Annotated in this window: 14 protein-coding genes; 4 read left to right on the top strand and 10 right to left on the bottom strand. The window is 58.8% G+C overall.

Features of this window, described 5'->3' with window-relative positions; genetic code table 11:
* Positions 1-5: 5 nt before the first annotated feature.
* Positions 6-3032, top strand: coding sequence for a multidrug efflux RND transporter permease subunit (locus ACZZ0B_RS03145; protein ID WP_463544354.1), 3027 nt, complete (start codon positions 6-8; stop codon positions 3030-3032).
* A 143-nt stretch (positions 3033-3175) separates the two neighbouring features.
* On the opposite strand, the gene ACZZ0B_RS03140 is transcribed toward ACZZ0B_RS03145, so the two are convergent.
* The 5 genes from ACZZ0B_RS03140 to colR all read right to left on the bottom strand — a co-directional run bounded on the left by ACZZ0B_RS03140 (position 3176) and on the right by colR (position 6900).
* Positions 3176-3403, bottom strand: coding sequence for a hypothetical protein (locus ACZZ0B_RS03140; RefSeq protein WP_045123044.1), 228 nt, complete (start codon positions 3401-3403; stop codon positions 3176-3178).
* 2 nt (positions 3404-3405) lie between these two features.
* Positions 3406-4119, bottom strand: coding sequence for a lipopolysaccharide kinase InaA family protein (locus tag ACZZ0B_RS03135; RefSeq protein ID WP_008079370.1), 714 nt, complete (start codon positions 4117-4119; stop codon positions 3406-3408).
* Positions 4120-4123: 4 nt separating this feature from the next.
* Entirely contained in the window at positions 4124-4792 is a 669-nt protein-coding gene (locus ACZZ0B_RS03130; protein WP_008079371.1) for a class I SAM-dependent methyltransferase, read from the bottom strand.
* Between the two features lie 162 nt (positions 4793-4954).
* Complete coding sequence (locus tag ACZZ0B_RS03125; protein WP_463544353.1) at positions 4955-6229, bottom strand: sensor histidine kinase; 1275 nt, start codon at positions 6227-6229, stop codon at positions 4955-4957.
* A complete protein-coding gene (colR, locus tag ACZZ0B_RS03120) occupies positions 6229-6900 on the bottom strand; it encodes a two-component system response regulator ColR (RefSeq protein WP_126365982.1) in 672 nt (223 codons plus the stop codon). Before colR ends, ACZZ0B_RS03125 begins: the two co-directional genes overlap by 1 nt.
* A 221-nt stretch (positions 6901-7121) precedes the next feature.
* On the opposite strand from colR, the gene ACZZ0B_RS03115 reads away from it, so the two are divergent.
* Positions 7122-7865, top strand: a complete 744-nt coding sequence (locus ACZZ0B_RS03115) for a phosphatase PAP2 family protein (RefSeq protein ID WP_463544352.1) — start codon at positions 7122-7124, stop codon at positions 7863-7865.
* 191 nt (positions 7866-8056) lie between these two features.
* Here the strand turns inward: ACZZ0B_RS03115 and groL are convergent, their stop codons facing one another.
* The 4 genes from groL to ACZZ0B_RS03095 form a co-directional block, all read right to left on the bottom strand.
* Positions 8057-9703, bottom strand: coding sequence for a chaperonin GroEL (groL, locus tag ACZZ0B_RS03110; protein WP_008079375.1), 1647 nt, complete (start codon positions 9701-9703; stop codon positions 8057-8059).
* Between the two features lie 50 nt (positions 9704-9753).
* Positions 9754-10047 carry a co-chaperone GroES gene (locus ACZZ0B_RS03105; RefSeq protein WP_007916610.1) on the bottom strand — a complete coding sequence of 98 codons (294 nt, stop codon included), beginning with the start codon at positions 10045-10047 and terminating at the stop codon, positions 9754-9756.
* Positions 10048-10307: 260 nt separating this feature from the next.
* A complete protein-coding gene (locus ACZZ0B_RS03100) occupies positions 10308-10784 on the bottom strand; it encodes an FxsA family protein (protein WP_008079382.1) in 477 nt (158 codons plus the stop codon).
* 65 nt (positions 10785-10849) lie between these two features.
* Positions 10850-11581, bottom strand: a complete 732-nt coding sequence (locus tag ACZZ0B_RS03095) for a HugZ family pyridoxamine 5'-phosphate oxidase (RefSeq protein WP_463544351.1) — start codon at positions 11579-11581, stop codon at positions 10850-10852.
* A 164-nt stretch (positions 11582-11745) separates the two neighbouring features.
* Here ACZZ0B_RS03095 and ACZZ0B_RS03090 point away from each other — a divergent pair, with 164 nt between their 5' ends.
* The gene (locus ACZZ0B_RS03090; protein ID WP_016986667.1) at positions 11746-12504 is read left to right on the top strand and encodes an SDR family oxidoreductase; all 759 of its coding nucleotides are present in this window, start codon (positions 11746-11748) and stop codon (positions 12502-12504) included.
* Positions 12505-12635: 131 nt separating this feature from the next.
* Here the strand turns inward: ACZZ0B_RS03090 and apbC are convergent, their stop codons facing one another.
* Entirely contained in the window at positions 12636-13730 is a 1095-nt protein-coding gene (apbC, locus tag ACZZ0B_RS03085) for an iron-sulfur cluster carrier protein ApbC (RefSeq protein ID WP_463544350.1), read from the bottom strand.
* 339 nt (positions 13731-14069) lie between these two features.
* On the opposite strand from apbC, the gene metG reads away from it, so the two are divergent.
* Entirely contained in the window at positions 14070-16121 is a 2052-nt protein-coding gene (metG, locus tag ACZZ0B_RS03080) for a methionine--tRNA ligase (RefSeq protein ID WP_463544349.1), read from the top strand.
* Positions 16122-16151 lie beyond the last annotated feature (30 nt).

The following is a 16151-nucleotide window of genomic DNA, read 5'->3' as shown; positions in this document are numbered from 1 at the left end:
AACCCATGGCTTTTACTGATCCGTTCATCCGCCGCCCGGTGCTCGCCACCGTGGTCAGCCTGCTGATTGTGCTGCTCGGCTTTCAGGCCTGGAGCAAGTTGCCGCTGCGCCAATACCCGCAAATGGAAAACGCCCTGATCACGGTGACCACCGCCTACCCCGGGGCCAACGCCGAAACCATTCAGGGCTACATCACCCAACCGATGCAGCAGAGCCTGGCCAGCGCCGAGGGCATCGACTACATGACCTCGGTCAGTCGCCAGAACTTCTCGACGATCTCGATCTACGCACGCATCGGCGCCAACACCGACCGCTTGTTCACCGAGCTGCTGGCCAAGGCCAACGAAGTCAAAAACCAGCTGCCGCAGGATGCCGAAGACCCGGTGCTGAGCAAGGAATCCGCCGACGCTTCGGCACTGATGTACATCAGCTTCTTCAGCAAGGACTTGAGCAACCCGCAGATCACCGACTACCTGTCGCGGGTGATCCAGCCAAAACTGGCGACCCTGCCGGGCATGGCTGAAGCGGAGATTCTCGGCAATCAGGTGTTCGCCATGCGCCTGTGGCTCGACCCGATAAAACTTGCCGGTTTCGGCCTCAGCGCCGCCGACGTGACCAACGCTGTGCGTCAGTACAACTTCCTCTCCGCCGCCGGCGAAGTGAAAGGCGAGTACGTGGTGACCAGCATCAACGCCAACACCGAGCTGAAATCCGCCGAAGCCTTCGCCGCCATTCCGCTCAAGGTCAGTGGCGACAGCCGCGTGCTGCTCAGCGATGTCGCGCGGGTGGAAATGGGCGCGGAAAACTACGACTCGATCAGCTCGTTCGGCGGCACGCCATCGGTGTACATCGGCATCAAGGCGACACCGGGCGCCAACCCGCTGGACGTGATCAAGGAAGTGCGCAAGATCATGCCGGAGCTGGAAGCGCAGCTGCCGCCGAACCTCAAGAGCGAGATTGCTTACGACGCCACGCTGTTCATTCAGGCGTCCATCGACGAAGTGGTAAAAACCCTGTTCGAAGCGGTGCTGATCGTCATCGTCGTGGTGTTCCTGTTCCTTGGCGCGTTGCGCTCGGTGGTGATCCCGGTGGTGACCATTCCGCTGTCGATGATCGGCGTGATGTTCTTCATGCAGATGATGGGCTACTCGATCAACCTGCTGACGTTGCTGGCGATGGTGTTGGCCATCGGCCTGGTGGTGGACGATGCGATTGTCGTGGTGGAGAACATTCATCGGCACATCGAAGAAGGCAAAACACCGTTTGACGCCGCCCTTGAAGGCGCCCGAGAAATCGCCATGCCGGTGGTGTCGATGACCATCACGCTGGCGGCGGTGTATGCGCCGATCGGCTTTCTCACCGGACTGACCGGGGCGCTGTTCAAGGAGTTCGCGCTGACGCTGGCCGGGGCTGTGGTGATTTCCGGGGTCGTCGCCCTGACCCTGTCGCCAATGATGTGCGCTTATCTGCTGCGCCACGAACAGAACCCCAGCGGCCTCGCTCATCGCCTCGACCGCCTCTTCGACGGCCTCAAGCGCCGCTATCAAAGCACGCTGCACGGCACACTGAATACGCGCCCGGTGGTGCTGGTGTTTGCAGTGATCGTACTGTGCCTGATTCCAGTGTTCCTCAAGTTCACCAAATCTGAACTGGCGCCGGACGAGGATCAGGGCATCATTTTCATGATGGCCACCGCCCCGCAGCCAACCAACCTCGATTACCTGAGCACCTACACCGACGAGTTCATCAAGATCTTCAAGGAATTCCCGGAGTACTACTCCTCGTTCCAGATCAACGGCTACAACGGTGTGCAGGCCGGCATCGGCGGCTTCCTGCTCAAGCCGTGGAACGAGCGCAGCCGCACGCAGATGCAGATCCTCCCCGAGGTGCAAGGCAAACTGGGTGCGATCCCGGGATTGCAGATTTTCGGTTTCAATCTGCCCTCCCTGCCCGGCACCGGCGAAGGCTTGCCATTCGAATTCGTCATCAACACGGCCAACGATTACGAGCTACTGCTGCAAGTCGCTGACCGGATCAAGAAGCGCGCGATGGAATCGGGCAAGTTCGCCTTCGTCGACCTCGACCTGGCGTTCGACAAACCGGAAGTGGTGGTCGATATCGACCGCGCCAAAGCGGCGCAGATGGGCGTGTCGATGCTCGATCTGGGCAGCACGCTGGCAACGCTGCTCGGCGAGGCAGAAATCAATCGCTTCACCATTGAAGGGCGCAGCTACAAGGTCATCGCCCAGGTCGAACGTCCGTACCGCGACAACCCGGACTGGCTGAACAATTACTACGTGAAAAACACCCAGGGCGAATTGCTGCCGCTGTCGACGCTGATCAAGGTCAGCGACCGTGCCCGGCCGCGCCAGCTCAACCAGTTCCAGCAACTCAACGCGGCGAAGATTTCCGGGTTTCCGCTGGTGAGCATGGGCGAAGCCATCGACACGGTGTTGCAGATCGCCCGCGAAGAAGCACCGGCCGGTTTTGCTTTCGACTACGGCGGCGCCTCACGGCAGTTCGTCCAGGAAGGCAGCGCCCTGTGGGTGACGTTTGCTTTGGCGTTGGCGATCATTTTTCTGGTGCTGGCGGCGCAGTTCGAGAGCTTCCGCGATCCGCTGGTAATTCTGGTGACGGTACCGCTGTCGATCTGCGGGGCGCTGATTCCGCTGTTCCTTGGCTGGTCGAGCATGAACATCTACACCCAGGTCGGGCTGGTGACGCTGATCGGGCTGATCAGCAAGCACGGGATCCTGATCGTCGAATTCGCCAATCAACTGCGCAAGGACAAAGGCCTGAGCGCGCGCGAGGCGGTGGAGGAAGCGGCGGCGATTCGTTTGCGGCCGGTGCTGATGACCACCGCAGCGATGGTGTTCGGCATGGTGCCGCTGATTCTGGCTACCGGTGCCGGGGCCGTGAGCCGCTTTGATATCGGCATGGTGATTGCGACGGGGATGTCGATCGGTACCTTATTTACCCTGTTCGTCCTCCCATGCATTTACACCCTGCTGGCAAAACCCGACAAAGCCTGACCCCTGTAGGAGCTGCCGCAGGCTGCGATCTTTTGATCTGAACTGTAAAAACAAAATCAAAAGATCGCAGCCTGCGGCAGCTCCTACAGGGGAACAAAAAAGGCCTCGCATCTGCGAGGCCTTTCATGTGGGCTTCAATCGATTCAACTTTGTGGCCTCATCCCTTGAGACAATCCGAACATGAACAGCAACAAATCATGGTCGGGTTTGCTCGCCACAGAGGCTTTGGCCACCCGTGGTACTGCGCAGTGATCATCCGTCGTGGATGCACCGATGACTTGCATGCGGGGCTGCTCCCAAGCCGCCACCGCCAATGAAGCAACTGCCAAGGCTCCAACCAAAAACAAACCTCGTGCAATTTCTAGTTTCATCGCTATAAACCTTTGATAGCGCTGCCAAACGCCGTCTCATAAAAGTAGACGAGTTTTTTCCAGTCCGCGCCGTTGAACGACGAATGGCGGCGCAATTGCTTCATGTCATGGGCGGCCGCGCGATGGGCGGTCAGACGCTGGCGGCACTTCTCCAGATCGATCAATGCCACTTCGACCTTGGCCGACTCGCCCTCGCCCGTCACCCGTACAAAGACGTGTTTGATATAGATGCAACTGTGCTGCCAACGGCCCTTGTGCATGCGCGCAAGATTTTCGGCGAGATCCTTAAGTACGCGCTCGTAAACGGCTTCGCCGTATTGCGCACGACCACCCGCCGCTTCCCACTTTTCCAGTTCGTCAAAACCGTCCAGCGACTTGGTCACCAGCAGCGCACGCCACTTGTATTGCGGGTCAGGTTGCGCGCCGCAGAAAACAATTTCCGGCACGCGCACTCCCAGTTTGCTCACGCCGGTCAGCGCGTCGAGCTCACGCAATACCGTCGGGCGGCCAAACGGGTGCAGCCAGCTGCGGTAAATGTGTCCAGTCTGGCGTTTGGCATACAGCAGTTGCCCGTCACGTCCGATGACTCGTTGCACACCACTTTCGCCACCACGGCGGACGTTGGGCTCTTCGACCCACTCACCCTGCTGGTTCCAGTAATAGTCAAAGCGATCCTGCGGAGCGACGTCCGTTCCTGCTGCAAATTGCACTGCCATCCCACTACCTCTTGCGTAATACGTAGACCCGCCACATGGCATAGAGCGGGATGAAATCCAGTTGTTCCTGAATGCGGAACCCTGCTTCTTCAAATTCTTTTTCAACCGTAACAGCCGGTAACACAAAACGGTTCTGGTAACCTTCCTGCCCACGCTTGGCCTCGGCCTTCTTGCGTTTCCAGGCCTTGAAATTGCCATCCACCCACAGCGAAATGATCACGCTGTCACGGGTGACGCGCTCAAATTCACGCAGAATGGCCCGTCGATGCTCGGCTTCACCGATGTGATGGAGCAAACGCATGCAGAAAATGCTGTCGACGGCGTTATCAGGCAAGGCAATGTCGAACGCAGAGGTGTGCAAGGGTTGTACCCGTTTCACCACATCGGCCGGTTGCGCCTGCATCGCGGTCTTGATCATCGACTCGGAGTTGTCCGCGCCGATGATCACCCGGTTCGGTTTTTCCGCCAGCAGTGGCCAGAAACGACCCGCACCACACGGCAAATCCAGCACCAGCCCCGGCTCACCGGCCAATGTCAGCGCCTTGCGTGCCAGTTGTTCATCACGCCAGTGAGACAAGCGACGACCGAGATTGGCTTGATGCTTTTGCAGATATTTCTGCGCATGCGTGTCGTCGTACTTTTCGGAAAAATCGAGTTTGATCGGACCGGCCATCACCAGGACTCCTGAATTACTGATGCCCCCACCTTAAGCAGGGGCGTGTCAGCATCAGGTCATCCATTTGTGAAAAAAATGTCCGGTAAACCCACAAACTATTTCAAGGTTATACAGGATTTAGACAGGTTGGCGGGAGTGGCTGGATGCCACCACTGCGTATCAGACTTTGCCCAGATCAACCTCAAAACGACAGCCATTGGGCTCCATGGTGCTCAGGTTCACCGTCCAGCCCTGGTTCTCGCAGATGCGCTGGACCAGTGACAAGCCCAGCCCCAACCCCTCGCCGCGTTTCTCACTGCCACGGACAAATGGCTCGAACATCGCCTCGCGCTTTTCTTCGGGAATGCCCACGCCCGAATCCTCGACCACGAACCCGTGGGCATTGAGTGTCAGGCGTATGAATCCCTGCTCGGTGTAATGCAATGCATTGCGCAACAGGTTGCCCATAACCGCATTCAACAGGGTCGCGTTATAACGGGTATCCAGCGGGGTGCCCGGTTCGTAAATCAGTTTCAGGCCTTTGCTTTGAATGGGCTCGCGCCACAGACACAGCAGACTTTCGGCCACCTGGGCAAGGTTCTGCTGAGGCGCCATGCCAGCGTCTTCATGTTGAGCGCGGGCGAGCATCAGGAAAGTCTGCACCAGCTCGCGCATCTCTTCGCTGGCACGTGCGATACGCTCGACCTGAGAACGCCCGCGCTGGTCGATGCCGGGGTTTTCCAGCAACAACTCACAGGAACTTGCCAGCACCATCAGCGGCGTACGCAGTTCATGGCTGACGTCACTGGTAAACAGGCGCTCGCGGGTTAGCGCCTGACGCAAACGTCCCAGCGTGGCATCGAAGGCCACCGCCAACTCACCGACTTCATCAGCAGCGTAATCCGGCGCCAGCGGTGGTGCCAGCCCGAGCAACTGGTCGCGATGGCGCACTTGCCGCGCAAGACGCACCACCGGCGCCATCACTTTGCGCGCCAGCACCCAGCCGAGGAATACCGCCAGCGCCAGACTGAGCACGAAGCCCACCAGCACCACGGCAAACAGCACGCGCTCACGCTCTTCGAAATCGCTTTGATCCTGCAGCAGTACATAGCGACGACCGTCGACGATCTCGACCATCGCGTGATACGACAATTGTTCGCGGAAAACTTCGTGGAAGCCGGAATCCAGATGGCGCAGATCTTTCGGCAGCTCGAAATCGCCCGGTCCGCCGCTGAAATAGAACAGCTGATCCGGTTCGGGACGATGGCTCCAGTCCGAGACGTTGTCCATCAGCAGCAGCCGCTGCAGATCACCGCCCAGACCAGCCGAAATCAGTTTTTCCTCGACCAGGTGTACCGTCGCGACGATGCCCATGGCGAAGGCGCCGGCCACCAGTGCGCTCATCAGTGCGAAGGCAATGATGATCCGCTGGGAAAGGCTCTGTCTAAACTCCATCAGGCATCGGCCAGGCGGTAACCCACGCCATGCACGGTGTGCAGCAGTGGCTTGGCGAACGGCTTGTCGATTACCTGACGCAACTGGTGAACGTGGCTGCGCAGGCTGTCACTGTCCGGGCAGTCATCGCCCCACAGCGCTTCTTCGAGAATTTCCCGGCGCAAGACGTGCGGGCTTTTCTGCATCAACACCGCCAGCAATTTGAGGCCAACCGGGTTGAGCTTGAGCAGTTTGCCTTCGCGCGTCACTTCGAGGGTATCGAGGTCGTAACTCAGATCGGCGACCTGCAAGGCGCGACGGCCACCGCCCTGGGCTCGGCGCATCACCGCCTCGACCCGCGCCGCGAGCTCGGACAGGGCGAACGGCTTGATCAGGTAATCGTCGGCACCGGACTTGAAGCCCTGCAAACGATCGTCGAGCTGATCGCGAGCGGTGAGCATGATCACCGGCGTGTCCCGACGGGCATCTTCGCGCAGGCGCTTGCACAGGGTGTAGCCGTCGATCCCCGGCAGCATGATGTCGAGCACGATCAAATCGTAATGCTCAGTGGCCGCCAGGTGCAGGCCCGAAAGACCGTCCTGCGCACAGTCGACGGTATAGCCCTTGAGGCCCAGGTAATCGGCCAGATTGGCCAGGATGTCGCGGTTGTCTTCGACCAACAGAATACGCATGGGCACCTCCTCCGTACGGGGTAACGGCCGTCTTGGCCCGCGCAGCTTACGGCCAAGTGTGGCTCAGGGCTAGGCGTGTGTTGGGTTGTTTATCGACAAAAACGTTCATTGTTCGGCGCAACGTTTTTTTCACTTTCGGTTAACGAATCCTCGACGCCAACGGGCGCAGACTCCGCGCGGTTGCGCTCCTCAGAACCTGTTTTCCGCCCAAGGAATTGCCCATGGTGTCGACTTCTCCCCGCCCCGTCCCCAGGCCACTGAATTTTTGGCTGTGTCTGGGAATTCCCGCCGTCGCGGCCATCGTGCTGGTGTTGCTTGAACTGACCGATCTGGACATGGATCTGGCCAGACTTTTCTACGACCCTGTCGCCGGGGATTTCATCGGACGGCACAGTTACTTCCTCGAAGACATCCTGCATGACCGCGCCAAACAGGTAGTGATCGCCTTCTCGGTGTTCGCCATCTGCGGTTTTGTCGGGGCGTTTTTCATTGAGCGACTGAAACCGTTCAAGCGCGAATTGGGCTGTCTGGTGTTGTCGCTGGGGCTGGCGACTTCGTTTGTCACCCCGGTGAAAGCCGTGACCGCCGTGCAGTGTCCGTGGAGTCTTGAGCAGTTTGGCGGCCATGAGACTTATAGCAAGCTGATGGAACATCGTCCGCAGACCGATAAGCCTGGTCGTTGCTGGCCGGGAGGGCATGCGGCTACGGGGTTCACCTTGTTTGCGTTGTTTTTTGTGCTGCGCGACCGTCGTCCGCGCTTGGCTAAACAGGCGTTTATCTTTGCCTTTGCGCTGGGTTCGGTGTTTTCGATCAGCCGAATGATGCAGGGCGCACACTTCTTTTCGCACAACGTGTGGACGGCGATTTTCTGTTGGCTGATTTGTCTGGGGTCGTATTACTGGGTGCTGTATCGCCCGGCGGTGAAGGCTGAGGTAGTCGTCAAAGCACAACCGGTGAACGCCTGACACACAAATCCAATGTAGGAGTGAGCCTGCTCGCGATAGCGGTGTGTCAATCAACATAATTTGCGACTGACACACCGCTATCGCGAGCAGGCTCACTCCTACATGGGTTATGCGTGAAGCTGAAAATCAGGCAATAAAAAACCCCGCTGACTCGCGTCAGCGGGGTTTTGCGTTACGGGGGTAAGGCTGGCTTACATCATGCCGCCCATGCCACCCATGCCGCCCATGTCTGGCATGCCGCCGCCAGCGCCGCCGTCTTTCTTCGGCGCGTCAGCTACTGCAGCTTCGGTGGTCAGGATCAGACCGCCGATCGACGATGCCGCTTGCAGAGCGGAACGAGTCACCTTGGTTGGATCCAGGATGCCCATTTCGATCATGTCGCCGTATTCGCCAGTCGCAGCGTTGTAACCGAAGTTACCGGTGCCGTTCTTGACTTCGTTGACCACAACGCTTGGCTCGTCACCGCTGTTGGCAGCGATCTGACGCAGCGGAGCTTCAACAGCGCGACGCAGAACAGCGATACCGACGTCCTGATCAGCGTTGTCGCCTTTCAGGTCGTTCAGGGTTTGCAGAGCGCGGATCAGCGCAACGCCACCGCCAGGTACCACGCCTTCTTCAACGGCTGCACGGGTTGCGTGCAGGGCGTCTTCAACGCGGGCTTTCTTCTCTTTCATTTCTACTTCGGAACCAGCGCCAACCTTGATTACTGCAACGCCGCCGGACAGCTTGGCCAGACGCTCTTGCAGTTTTTCACGGTCGTAGTCCGAGGAAGTTTCGGCAACCTGAGCGCGGATCTGAGCGATACGCGATTCGATGTCGCCAGCAACGCCAGCACCGTCAACGATGATGGTGTTTTCCTTGGAGATGGTCACGCGCTTGGCGCTGCCCAGGTTTTCCAGGGTGGCTGCTTCCAGGCTCAGGCCGATCTCTTCGGAGATAACGGTACCGCCGGTCAGAACAGCGATGTCCTGCAGCATGGCCTTGCGACGGTCGCCGAAGCCAGGAGCCTTGACGGCTGCAACTTTAACGATGCCACGCATGTTGTTCACAACCAGAGTCGCCAAGGCTTCGCCTTCAACGTCTTCGGAAACGATCAGCAGTGGACGGCCAGCTTTGGCAACGGCTTCCAGCACTGGCAGCATTTCGCGGATGTTCGAGATCTTTTTGTCGACCAGCAGGACCAGTGGGTTGTCCAGTTCGGCAACCATGGTTTCCGGCTTGTTGACGAAGTACGGGGACAGGTAGCCACGGTCGAACTGCATGCCTTCTACAACCGACAGTTCGTTTTCCAGGCCAGTGCCTTCTTCAACGGTGATCACGCCTTCTTTACCGACTTTTTCCATGGCTTCGGCAATGATGTCGCCGATGGAGTTGTCGGAGTTGGCCGAGATGGTACCTACCTGAGCGATTGCCTTGGTATCAGCGCATGGCTTGGACAGGTTCTTCAGCTCTTTGACGATAGCGATGGTCGCTTTGTCGATACCGCGCTTCAGATCCATCGGGTTCATGCCGGCAGCGACGGCTTTCAGGCCTTCGTTGACGATCGACTGAGCCAGAACGGTAGCGGTAGTAGTACCGTCACCAGCGTCATCGTTGGCACGGGAGGCAACGTCTTTGACCAGCTGCGCGCCCATGTTTTCGAAACGGTCTTCGAGTTCGATTTCTTTAGCGACAGAAACGCCGTCCTTGGTGATGGTCGGAGCGCCGAAGCTCTTCTCGATGATCACGTTACGGCCTTTCGGGCCCAGGGTCGCTTTTACTGCGTCAGCCAGGACGTTGACGCCCTTGAGCATTTTTTTACGGGCGGAATCGCCAAACAGAACTTCTTTAGCAGCCATGATCGATATTCCTTAAATACTTTGTAGTAGCGGGAAAATGAACGGGGGTATCAGCCTTCGATAACAGCGAGGATTTCGTTCTCGCTCATTACCAGCAGGTCTTCGCCGTCGACTTTCACAGTGTTGCTGCCGGAGTAAGGACCGAACACAACCTTGTCGCCTTCCTTAACGGACAGTGCGCGCACTTCGCCGTTTTCCAGAGCTTTGCCCGGGCCTACAGCGAGAATCACACCGTGGTTGGCTTTTTCAGCAGCCGAACCTGGCAGGACGATACCGCCAGCGGTTTTCTTTTCTTCTTCGCTGCGACGGATTACGACGCGGTCATGCAGAGGACGAAGCTTCATTGTCGATCTCTCCTAATTGTGGTTTTCATCGGCCGGTGTATTCCCGGCGGGTTTAACAAATCCGGCCTGCGCCGGTTGCGGCTCGTCAAGCGAGTCGCGGAAGACTGACTGGCGCAAATGCCAGAAACCTTTCGGTGACCGATACATAAGGGCGCATAAGCTTATTACAAGGGCGAGGCTAAAAAAATTTCACCGAGGCTCGTCATAAAAGCAGCCCACAAATGAACACGGCACCCGAAGGTGCCGTGTCGATATCGCCGTTACTTGATGTCGCGGTGTTCGAACTCGCCTTCGATTACATCACCCTCGCGGCCCAGAGGCTCGCGCGGCGCAGGACCGCCACGGGGTTGCAGGTCGTCGGCGAAGGCGCGTTGGCGCATGGCCTGGTCTTCGGCACGCTGGCGCATTTTGTTTGCCAGCAGGCGGCGGGTGAATGGCAGCAACATCACCAGACCGACCACGTCGCTGATAAAGCCCGGCAGGATCAACAGGCCACCGGCCAGAGCCAGCATCAGGCCCTCAAGCATGGTTTGCGCGGGCAGTTCGCCGCGATTCAGGCTTTCACGGGCACGCAGGGCCGTGGCGAGACCGGCGACGCGCAGCACGAACACGCCGAACATCGAGCCGACAATGATCAGCAGCAGGGCCGGGAAAAACCCGATAGACCCTGCCACTTTGACGAATACGAACAGCTCCAGCACCGGAAACAGCAGAAAGAGCAACAGAAAAGGGCGCATCAAAGTTTCCTCAACGCAAGAAATGCCTTGCAGTAAGCCTTAGATGACGTCGCCCTTTCGTGAATTCAAGCTTCGGCCGTCGCATTTTTTGGCCAGACCTCAGCGTGAGCCAGAGAAACCAAGGCTTCGCGCACTTGTGTCGGCGTATTACAAGGCGTTGGGAACGGCAGCCAATACAGCGCCTGACCGATACGCAGGTGCATGCCTTCGGTGTCGATCCCGGCCAGTTGCGCCGGCACGGTTTTCGGCAGACCGGCAAGATCGACGTAATGCGCGATGGCTTTGGCGTGGTCGCTGTTCATGTGCTCGACCATGCTGATCTCAGCCTTGCCGGCGAACGGGTTGGCCAGGGTCAGTTGATCGACCCAGTGAATCGCGCCGAACCCGCCGATGTAGCGATGACGCACCGGCGTCAGCACCCAGAAATCGAAATCGTGGGCCTTGTGGTAATTCTGCGAGTCAGGGAAATAGCGGTAGTAGCGCTCGGCAGCCGCCTCGATGGCCGCGGCGTCTTCGAGCTTTTGCGCTTCGGCGAGATAGGTCAGGCGACCAACGGCTTGCACGTCGTCGGCTTCACGTTCACCCACCAACAGCGAGCATTTCGGATCTTTCTGCAGGTTGTGGGTGTGCTGGGCGATGCGGCTGATCAGGATCAGCGGGCGGCCCTGCTCGTCCAGGCAGTACGGCACCACGGAGCCAAAGGGAAAACCGGGCATCGATTTGGAGTGCGTCGACAGCACTCCGCGGTATTCCTTGAGAAGCAATTCTCGGGCATTCTTCGCCACTTCAACGCTCAATTTATGACTCCTTAAATAGAATCCGTCGAAAAAACGGACGGGCGCCGGGGATCAAGTCCCAGTCACGCCATCGGGCAATTCTCATGTGCAGTCGCGCCCAGGCCGGTGCAGATCGGGAGTCGCTGACAATAAAAACTAATCAGACCTGCTATCGGGGCATGCGAATGCAACTCAACGACAAAGTAATCATTATCACTGGCGGTTGCCAGGGTTTGGGCCGCTCAATGGCCGAGTATTTCGCTGGCAAAGGCGCGAAACTCGCGCTGGTCGACCTCAATCAGGAAAAACTCGACGACGCGGTGGCCGCTTGCAAGGCCAAGGGCGTCGAGGCACGCAGCTACCTGTGCAACGTCGCCAATGAAGAACAGGTCGAGCACATGGTCGCTCAGGTTGCCGCCGATTTCGGTGCGATTCACGGCCTGATCAACAACGCGGGGATCCTCCGTGATGGCCTGCTGTTGAAGGTCAAGGACGGCGAGATGACCAAGATGAGCCTGGCACAGTGGCAGGCGGTGATCGACGTCAACCTGACCGGCGTGTTCCTCTGCACCCGTGAGGTGGCGGCGAAAATGGTCGAGCTGAAGAACACTGGCGCGATCATCAACATTTCGTCGATTTCGCGGGCGGGCAACGTTGGCCAGACCAACTATTCGGCGGCCAAGGCTGGCGTTGCTGCGGCGACGGTGACCTGGGCCAAGGAACTGGCGCGTTACGGGATTCGCGTGGCGGGGATTGCGCCGGGCTTCATCGAAACCGAGATGACCCTGGGCATGAAGCCGGAAGCGCTGGAGAAGATGACCTCGGGGATTCCGCTCAAGCGCATGGGCAAGCCGGAAGAGATTGCGCATTCGGCGGCGTATATCTTCGAGAACGACTACTACACCGGGCGGATTCTGGAGATGGATGGCGGCTTGCGTATCTAACGGCCAATACAAAACAAATGTAGGAGTGAGCCTGCTCGCGATTGCGGTCATTCATTCAACAAATCTGTTGAATGTTATTCCGCTATCGCGAGCAGGCTCACTCCTACAGGGTTATCGGTGTTGCAGATGTATTAATCGTCGCTGATGGTGATGTTCGGCATCGCCGGCGTTGCCGCTTCCTGCAACACGATCCGCGCGCCGACGTGGCGGGCCAGTTCCTGATAGACCATGGCAATCTGGCTGTCCGGCTCGGCAATCACCGTTGGCTTGCCGCCATCGGCCTGTTCGCGAATCAGCATCGACAATGGCAGCGAAGCCAGCAGTTCGACACCGTACTGGGTCGCCAGCTTCTCACCACCACCCTCACCGAACAGATGCTCGGCATGCCCGCAGTTCGAGCAGATATGCACGGCCATGTTTTCCACCACGCCCAGCACTGGAATGTTGACCTTGCGGAACATTTCCACGCCTTTGCGCGCGTCGAGCAGGGCCAGATCCTGTGGAGTGGTGACGATCACAGCGCCCGCCACCGGGACTTTCTGCGCCAGGGTCAGCTGGATATCGCCGGTGCCTGGCGGCATGTCGATGACCAGATAATCCAGGTCGCCCCACGCGGTTTGCGTGACCAGTTGCAGCAGCGCGCCGGAAACCATCGGCCCGCGCCAGACCATCGGCGTGTTGTCGTCGGTCAGGAAAGCCATCGACATCACTTCAACGCCATGGGCCTTGAGCGGCACAAACCACTTCTGATCCTTGACCTCAGGGCGGGTGCGTTCGGGGATACCGAACATGATGCCTTGGCTCGGGCCGTAGATATCGGCGTCGAGAATGCCGACCTTGGCGCCTTCACGGGCCAGCGCCAGGGCGAGGTTGGCGGCGGTGGTCGACTTGCCCACACCGCCCTTGCCCGAGGCCACGGCGACCACGTTCTTGACGTTGGCCAGCCCCGGGATCTGCGCCTGGGCCTTGTGCGCGGCGATCACGCTGTTGACTTCAACCTTGGCCATCACCACGCCGTCGAGGTTTTCGATGGCCAGTTGCAGCAATTGCGCCCAGCCACTCTTGAACAGACCGGCGGCGTAACCGATTTCCAGCTGCACATTGACGCGATCACCGACGATTTCGATGTTCTTCACGCATCCGGCGCTGACCGGATCCTGGTTCAGGTAAGGGTCGGTGTATTGGCTGAGGACGGCTTCCACCGCTGCGCGAGTGACGGCGCTCATGGGCAACTCCGATAACAAGACTGGGAAAAGATGGCGGGTATCGTACCGTGCTGATTCATTTGAGTTCAGGAGATTTATAGCCAAACACACTCAGTTGAGCTGGAAAACCATTGTGGTGAGGGGATTTATCCCCGACCGGCTGCGCAGCAGTCGTGAAATCATTGAACACGGTATGCCTGATTTACCGAGTTGTCTGGTTTTGGGGTGGCTTCGCCACCCATCGGGGATAAATCCCCTCGCCACAAATGTACTCAAAGTACCCAGCGGCGCAGGGGTGAAAAATATGCGCCAGCGCTTTATAGTGGCCGACCTCCGTTTCATCAAGTAGCGAAGCCCCACATGTCCGAACCACGCAAGATCCTCGTCACCAGCGCCCTGCCCTACGCCAACGGTTCGATTCACCTTGGCCATATGCTGGAATATATCCAGACCGATATGTGGGTGCGCTTCCAGAAGCATCGCGGCAATCAATGCATCTACGTCTGCGCCGACGACGCCCACGGTTCGGCGATCATGCTGCGTGCGGAAAAGGAAGGCATCACCCCGGAACAACTGATCGCCAACGTGCAGGCTGAACACAGCGCCGACTTTGCCGAGTTCCTGGTTGATTTCGACAACTTCCACTCCACCCACGCCGAAGAAAACCGTGAGCTGTCGAGCCAGATCTACATCAAGCTGCGTGACGCCGGGCACATCGCCCAACGCTCGATCACCCAGTATTTCGACCCGGAAAAGAAAATGTTCCTGGCCGACCGCTTCATCAAGGGCACCTGCCCGAAATGCGGCACCGAAGACCAGTACGGCGACAACTGCGAAAAATGCGGCGCGACCTACGCCCCGACTGATCTGAAGGATCCGAAGTCGGCGATCTCTGGCGCCACCCCGGTGCTCAAGGATTCCCAGCACTTCTTCTTCAAACTGCCGGACTTCCAGGAAATGCTGCAAACCTGGACGCGCAGCGGCACTTTGCAGGACGCGGTCGCCAACAAGATCGCCGAATGGCTGGACGCCGGCCTGCAACAATGGGACATCTCCCGCGATGCGCCGTACTTCGGTTTCGAGATTCCGGGCGAGCCAGGCAAGTATTTCTACGTGTGGCTGGACGCGCCGATCGGCTACATGGCCAGCTTCAAGAATCTTTGCGACCGCACGCCGGATCTCGACTTCGACGCGTTCTGGGCCAAAGACTCCAGCGCCGAGCTGTACCACTTCATCGGCAAGGACATCGTCAACTTCCACGCACTGTTCTGGCCAGCGATGCTCGAAGGCGCGGGCTACCGCAAGCCGACCGGCATCAACGTACACGGCTACCTGACCGTCAACGGCCAGAAGATGTCCAAGTCACGTGGCACGTTCATCAAGGCCCGTACGTACCTCGATCACCTGTCGCCGGAATACCTGCGCTACTACTACGCGGCCAAACTGGGCCGTGGCGTCGATGACCTCGACCTGAACCTCGAAGACTTCGTGCAGAAGGTCAACTCCGACCTGGTCGGCAAAGTGGTCAACATCGCCAGCCGTTGCGCCGGTTTCATTCAGAAGGGCAACGGCGGCCTGCTGGTCGACAACAATGCCGCACCGGAGCTGACCGAGGCTTTCCTCGCCGCTGCACCAGGCATTGCTGATGCCTACGAAGCCCGCGACTTCGCCCGCGCCATGCGTGAAACCATGGCCCTGGCCGACCGCGCCAACGCCTGGATCGCCGACAAGGCCCCATGGTCGTTGAACAAGCAGGAAGGCAAACAGGATGAAGTGCAGGCGATTTGCGCCACCGCCATCAACCTGTTCCGCCAACTGGTGATCTTCCTCAAACCGGTGCTGCCGCTGCTGGCCGCCGATGCCGAGGCGTTCCTCAACGTCGCCCCGCTGACCTGGAACGACCACACCACCCTGCTGGCCAACCACCAGCTCAACGAATTCAAGCCGTTGATGACCCGCATCGACCCGGTAAAAGTGCAAGCCATGAGCGACGCCTCGAAAGAAGACCTGACCGCCAGCCAGACCGACACCGGCGCCGCTGCCCCGGCCGGCAATGGCGAACTGGCCAAGGATCCGCTGTCGGCGGAAATCGACTTCGATGCTTTCGCCGCGATCGACCTGCGCGTTGCACTGATCGTTAAAGCCGAACACGTGGAAGGTGCCGACAAGCTGCTGCGCCTGACCCTCGATATTGGTGACGAGCAACGCAACGTGTTCTCGGGGATCAAGAGCGCTTACCCGGATCCGTCCAAGCTCGATGGTCGTCTGACCATGATGATCGCCAACCTCAAGCCACGGAAAATGAAGTTCGGTATCTCCGAAGGCATGGTGATGGCAGCCGGCCCTGGCGGTGAAGAGATCTACCTGCTGAGCCCGGACAGCGGCGCCAAGCCGGGTCAACGCATCAAGTAACACTTGGCAGTGAATCGATCCCACAGGCGT

The sequence above is a fragment of the Pseudomonas sp. AC247 genome (assembly GCF_979258015.1).
This window is presented reverse-complemented; position numbering and strand designations above follow the sequence as displayed.

Excerpts from the sequence above, each read along its gene's own strand:
- ACZZ0B_RS03145 (WP_463544354.1), top strand. The coding sequence starts at position 6 with ATGGCTTTTACTGATCCGTTCATCCGCCGCCCGGTGCTCGCCACCGTG.
- ACZZ0B_RS03140 (WP_045123044.1), bottom strand. The coding sequence starts at position 3,403 with ATGAAACTAGAAATTGCACGAGGTTTGTTTTTGGTTGGAGCCTTGGCA.
- ACZZ0B_RS03135 (WP_008079370.1), bottom strand. The coding sequence starts at position 4,119 with ATGGCAGTGCAATTTGCAGCAGGAACGGACGTCGCTCCGCAGGATCGC.
- ACZZ0B_RS03130 (WP_008079371.1), bottom strand. The coding sequence starts at position 4,792 with ATGGCCGGTCCGATCAAACTCGATTTTTCCGAAAAGTACGACGACACG.
- ACZZ0B_RS03125 (WP_463544353.1), bottom strand. The coding sequence starts at position 6,229 with ATGGAGTTTAGACAGAGCCTTTCCCAGCGGATCATCATTGCCTTCGCA.
- colR (WP_126365982.1), bottom strand. The coding sequence starts at position 6,900 with ATGCGTATTCTGTTGGTCGAAGACAACCGCGACATCCTGGCCAATCTG.
- ACZZ0B_RS03115 (WP_463544352.1), top strand. The coding sequence starts at position 7,122 with ATGGTGTCGACTTCTCCCCGCCCCGTCCCCAGGCCACTGAATTTTTGG.
- groL (WP_008079375.1), bottom strand. The coding sequence starts at position 9,703 with ATGGCTGCTAAAGAAGTTCTGTTTGGCGATTCCGCCCGTAAAAAAATG.
- ACZZ0B_RS03105 (WP_007916610.1), bottom strand. The coding sequence starts at position 10,047 with ATGAAGCTTCGTCCTCTGCATGACCGCGTCGTAATCCGTCGCAGCGAA.
- ACZZ0B_RS03100 (WP_008079382.1), bottom strand. The coding sequence starts at position 10,784 with ATGCGCCCTTTTCTGTTGCTCTTTCTGCTGTTTCCGGTGCTGGAGCTG.
- ACZZ0B_RS03090 (WP_016986667.1), top strand. The coding sequence starts at position 11,746 with ATGCAACTCAACGACAAAGTAATCATTATCACTGGCGGTTGCCAGGGT.
- apbC (WP_463544350.1), bottom strand. The coding sequence starts at position 13,730 with ATGAGCGCCGTCACTCGCGCAGCGGTGGAAGCCGTCCTCAGCCAATAC.
- metG (WP_463544349.1), top strand. The coding sequence starts at position 14,070 with ATGTCCGAACCACGCAAGATCCTCGTCACCAGCGCCCTGCCCTACGCC.